We start from the raw sequence: 1348 nt of genomic DNA on the forward strand, positions 1-1348 counted from the left end.
AGAACACAAAAGATAAAATCATAGGCTTTGCTAAACTAGCCAAATGGCACGAAAAAGTAAATCAATCTGGATTTAAATCTTTTGGTACAATCTCTCGCACAATTATAAATCATTATCAAACCATATTGAATTATTTTGACAACAGAAGCACCAACGCTTCGGCAGAATCTTTCAACGCAAAAATAAAAGCATTTAGGTCAAAATTCAGGGGCGTTAGAAATATAGAATACTTCCTTTTCAGACTAACTAATATTTATGCTTAATTTTTGCTACTCCACAGGTTTTCGTGTTGATCCGTCAAAAATGATAACCGATGCCGGTGCATTTACAACAGCTGAAGAAATGGCAAAATGGATAATTGGACTGCAATCAGGCAAACTTCTTAAAAAAAATGAAGATATTGGCGTCACTTGGGAACCTGTAAAATTGAACAATGGGACTTATGATGGTTTTGGAGGGATTTTAAATGCTTATGCTTTAGGTTGGCCAGTGATTATGAGAAAAAATCACCCTGCAGTTGCTTCTATTGGAGGTGGTCGCGCAGCCTTTATTATTTACCCAAAAGATAATCTTACAGTTATTCTTTTTTCAAATCTTACAAGTATCACTCCTGAAGAAATCATTGAAAAAATAGCACAATTTTATATTCCAGATATTGGCAATACTTCCTTTTCAGACTAACTAATATTTATGCTTAATTTTTGCTACTCCACAGGTTTTCGTCTTGATCCGTATTGATCCCACCTGATCCCCTATGAACTTATAAATTTTCTTTTTATGCAAAAAAAAACTTCAATTAACATAGTCAATTGAAGTTTTTTAGTACTCAGAGCGGGACTTGAACCCGCACGAACATTGCTGTTCACTGGATTTTAAGTCCAGCGTGTCTACCAATTTCACCATCCGAGCATTATGTGGTACCTCCAGGGATCGAACCAGGGACACATGGATTTTCAGTCCATTGCTCTACCATCTGAGCTAAGGTACCTTGTATTCATTTATGTACTAATAAATGAAATAAGAATAAAAAACCCCGTTCTATGAACAGGGTTTTCAAAAGAAAGGCGACGACATACTCTCCCACATAACTGCAGTACCATCTGCGCAGGCGGGCTTAACTACTCTGTTCGGGATGGGAAGAGGTGAGCCCCGCCGCAATAACCACCTTAAGAAGTTATAATTGCTTTGGGCAATTTTCTTTTAATTAATAATTGATAATTAACAATTCATAATTAAGAGTAATATCTTAACATACTGAGATAAAGAAAGTATTTTAGTTTTAGAAAGTTTCTTCTCCCGACCGCAGTCGGGAGAAAAGGGTGTACATAAGCTTACGGATTATTAGTAC

2 protein-coding genes, 2 tRNA genes and 1 rRNA gene are annotated in these 1348 nt (G+C 36.1%); 2 read left to right on the forward strand and 3 right to left on the reverse strand.

From position 1 onward, the window contains the following. A partial coding sequence (locus tag EAH81_RS27225) for a transposase (RefSeq protein ID WP_140503273.1) occupies nucleotides 1-263 on the forward strand: 263 nt, incomplete at its 5' end. Then, on the forward strand, nucleotides 256-681 hold the full coding sequence (locus EAH81_RS27230) for a serine hydrolase domain-containing protein (RefSeq protein WP_241676675.1): 426 nt from the start codon (nucleotides 256-258) through the stop codon (nucleotides 679-681). The genes EAH81_RS27225 and EAH81_RS27230, both read left to right, overlap by 8 nt. 142 nt (nucleotides 682-823) lie before the next feature. Here EAH81_RS27230 and EAH81_RS27235 read toward each other — a convergent pair. The 3 genes from EAH81_RS27235 to rrf all read right to left on the reverse strand — a co-directional run bounded on the left by EAH81_RS27235 (nucleotide 824) and on the right by rrf (nucleotide 1169). Beyond that, nucleotides 824-909 (reverse strand) — tRNA-Leu (locus EAH81_RS27235). A 6-nt stretch (nucleotides 910-915) separates the two neighbouring features. Beyond that, nucleotides 916-988: transfer RNA gene (locus EAH81_RS27240), tRNA-Phe, on the reverse strand. A gap of 71 nt (nucleotides 989-1059) precedes the next feature. Continuing rightward, nucleotides 1060-1169, reverse strand: a 5S ribosomal RNA gene (rrf, locus tag EAH81_RS27245). Between the last annotated feature and the right edge of the window lie 179 nt (nucleotides 1170-1348).

The sequence above is a fragment of the Flavobacterium pectinovorum genome, assembly GCF_006438875.1.
GTDB lineage: Bacteria > Bacteroidota > Bacteroidia > Flavobacteriales > Flavobacteriaceae > Flavobacterium > Flavobacterium pectinovorum_A.